Below are 2,752 nucleotides of genomic sequence, written 5' to 3' on the forward strand. Positions count from 1 at the left end.
ATGCACCACACGACAGTAGCCACAGAAGCACAGCGTCGAGAACGACAGCTAGAGTTTGAAATACAGGATCAGAAAGAGGCCAAAGAGCGCGAAGACGCTCGAAAGAACAGAGGTTTTACCCAGATATACCCAAAGGGCTGGGAACGCCTAACAAAGCTGGCAGAGACAGCACCAACAGCCTTCAAACTATATTCTTTCCTTGCCCAACACATTGATCCGACTTGCGGAGCTGTAGTCTGTGATCAGAAGTTCTTAGCCGATCAGTTCGGAGTCTCTACCAGAACCATACGTAACTGGATCACAAAGCTCGAAGGGCAAAACGCTATCGTCCGTATCCCTGTTGCTGGCCGTGTTTGCGCCTATGCTCTCGATCCTCACGAAGTTTGGAAGGGTTACGACAACGCCAAGGGATATGCTGCCTTTGTGTCTAAAACGTTGGTTAATCAGGATGGCGACATCAAGCGGCGGATAATGTCTATGTTTAGCCCCGACGAACGTCCCAAGGAACCAGTTGAATGAGCCTTCAACGCATCTCAGACCTCGATCAGCGGGTGGCCACTGGGAATGTCGTCGAGTGGCAATCACCAAGCGGTACGCGGTACCGCTATGAACGGGATCGTGCAGCAGTCGGGCAAGAAATGGGAGCAGGCACAGAGCGTTACGAGTGGTACGTACTCGAAAAAAACGATCTAACGCACGCCAAAAGGCGAGTTTTCGAGCTAATCAACGAAGATGAGTTCTGATGGAGGTTTGAAATGAGTCACTTAGCACAGCTTGCCATTTTAATTGCGATTTTGGCCGTGCCCATCATCGGTGGCTTGTACCTGAAACACCGCTACGAGCGTAAGCACGGGCCTATACGCTAACGTTCCATGCCCTTGCCACGGCCTCTCTGCTGCTCTCGCCGCTGAACCTTCTCCAACTCGTTGCTCCGCTGGAATTGAGTAGCCACCTTGGTTATTTCGGCCATCTGCTCTTTTGACAGCCCCTTAAACGGCTCCTGAAGCTTCTGTAAGCGTTTTTGGTGCTGAGTTAGGGTTACGCCTAGCTCCTGCCTCCTGCGTCGCTCCTGCGTGAATTCTGACGCCTTAGCGGCCACTTCGGTAAACTTCTCATTGACCTGCTGCGTGACTCGCTGTGCTACATGCTCGGGCGACTCAACGGTTTTGGAGATCCATCCCTTCTCAAGCACCTTCGGCTCCAGTGCTTCCGGCGTGATCTCAATACGGCGTGCTGTGGCCGCTTCCAGGTTCCCGTAGTAGCGCTGTACGGTCTGATGCTTGGACCTACTGCCCTCAATGCCGCGCTCTAAGCCGTGATGCTTCCCAACGCGCTCAGAGAAGTCTGTTTGCATCTGGCTCAGTGCCTTGGAGCCGCCTAGCCATTTTTTGGCGTTCAATCGTCCTGTTTGGCTGTCCAGGGGCACCGCATAGGCGTACAGGTGCGGGGTGGTTTCATCCCGGTGAATGCCGGCATAGACCACGTTCTCCGCACCATGGCGCTCTTTGAGCCATTCCAGAGCGTCCGCAAAGTAAGCGTCTTGCTCCTCCCGGCTCTTGCTGTGCATGGCTTCTGGGCTCGCTGTAACCAGGTACTCAACGGCCAAAACAGCGTCCTTGCGGCGCTTCTCTGGCAGTCGAGACTTAACCTCGGCCATCGCCTCGGCTGTCGATCCTGCGCCGATATGCGTGTTCTCTGACGCCCTGCTTTGGTCAGCATTAGGCGTCTCCTGCTCTCTAAAACTGTGCTTAAGCGAGCGTCTAACGCTCCCCAAGCTTTTCAGTTTTTGAGTGCGCAGGATCGTGAAACGAGGCGCATCTGACATGGGTGCCATCTCCGAAGGCATGATTGAACGCCAAAGGATGGCAGCGCGGCACTTGCATGACAAGTGGACTCACTACACTTTGCTGCGCAAAGTCGCTCGCTACTGCGTAGCCAAACCCTGAAAAACAAGGTCAAAACCTACCCCGGTTTAGCAGTGCTGGAGGGTCAGCCAGGTTTGTGGCCTGGCATCCTCCAGTACGCCGCCAGGTCGGTGGCTTCGATCCGTTACCGGTCGCTATCGCTCCCTGCATCCGCTGCGCGGATAAAGGGCGCCGCCTCTTTTTGGCGTTCAACTGGGTTTCAAAGGGCTGGCCCTTTGGCACGGGATATGTGCAAAACGCGGAGCGGCTTTGTAAACATATCCGACGTGCCTGTTCCTGCCCCTAGCTAGTGGCGTACTGCCCCCATACTGCGTTTCCACTGCATCCACACTGCATCTGCCCTGCGTCTTTACTGCACCCACACGGTTAAAACACGGCAAATTCACTTCAAAAAAGGTTAACCAAGGTTGAAGGCGGGTTAAAAGCGAGTTGAACCCCGCTCATTCTGCTCTCAGGGGTTTGTTTTTCAGGGTCTTAGAATCGTCCCGATTCCGCACATCAGGCATCCACGCACCGGCGAATTTTTAATTCGGCGGTGCGTGGTGCCCAACAACCGAGGAACGAGGGCGTTAGTGTGCAGGGCTGCACAGCTCAAAGTGCATATCGCACTCCACCGGAAAGGGGGGAAATGACCTTCCATAAATAGATTAGATAGGGTGCAAGTGTAAGCCATTGATTTTATTGATTATGGCTAAATCTCAGCGGAAACACAGGGTTTCCGGATATGTGGAAACCCTATGTTTCCGGTTCCTTCTCGACATAGGAAATATTTTTTCCTACTATTGGAAGGATAATTTCCACATAAGCGGAAGCAAAAAGGGAAGAAT

General features: G+C 53.4%; 3 protein-coding genes. 2 read left to right on the forward strand and 1 reads right to left on the reverse strand.

Translation table 11 applies throughout. From position 1 onward, the window contains the following. Together ACWI0H_RS21405 and ACWI0H_RS21410 are read left to right on the forward strand one after the other, a co-directional pair. On the forward strand, window positions 1-519 hold the full coding sequence (locus ACWI0H_RS21405) for a helix-turn-helix domain-containing protein (RefSeq protein WP_444622817.1): 519 nt from the start codon (window positions 1-3) through the stop codon (window positions 517-519). Beyond that, a complete protein-coding gene (locus ACWI0H_RS21410; RefSeq protein WP_485876331.1) occupies window positions 516-743 on the forward strand; it encodes a hypothetical protein in 228 nt (75 codons plus the stop codon). Before ACWI0H_RS21405 ends, ACWI0H_RS21410 begins: the two co-directional genes overlap by 4 nt. Window positions 744-862: 119 nt before the next feature. Here the strand turns inward: ACWI0H_RS21410 and mobV are convergent, their stop codons facing one another. Next, complete coding sequence (gene mobV, locus ACWI0H_RS21415) at window positions 863-1,825, reverse strand: MobV family relaxase (protein ID WP_485876333.1); 963 nt, start codon at window positions 1,823-1,825, stop codon at window positions 863-865. Between the last annotated feature and the right edge of the window lie 927 nt (window positions 1,826-2,752).

Source organism: Halomonas sp. NYA30 (genome assembly GCF_976980765.1).

Excerpts from the sequence above, each read along its gene's own strand:
- ACWI0H_RS21405 (WP_444622817.1), top strand. The coding sequence starts at position 1 with ATGCACCACACGACAGTAGCCACAGAAGCACAGCGTCGAGAACGACAG.
- ACWI0H_RS21410 (WP_485876331.1), top strand. The coding sequence starts at position 516 with ATGAGCCTTCAACGCATCTCAGACCTCGATCAGCGGGTGGCCACTGGG.
- mobV (WP_485876333.1), bottom strand. The coding sequence starts at position 1,825 with ATGTCAGATGCGCCTCGTTTCACGATCCTGCGCACTCAAAAACTGAAA.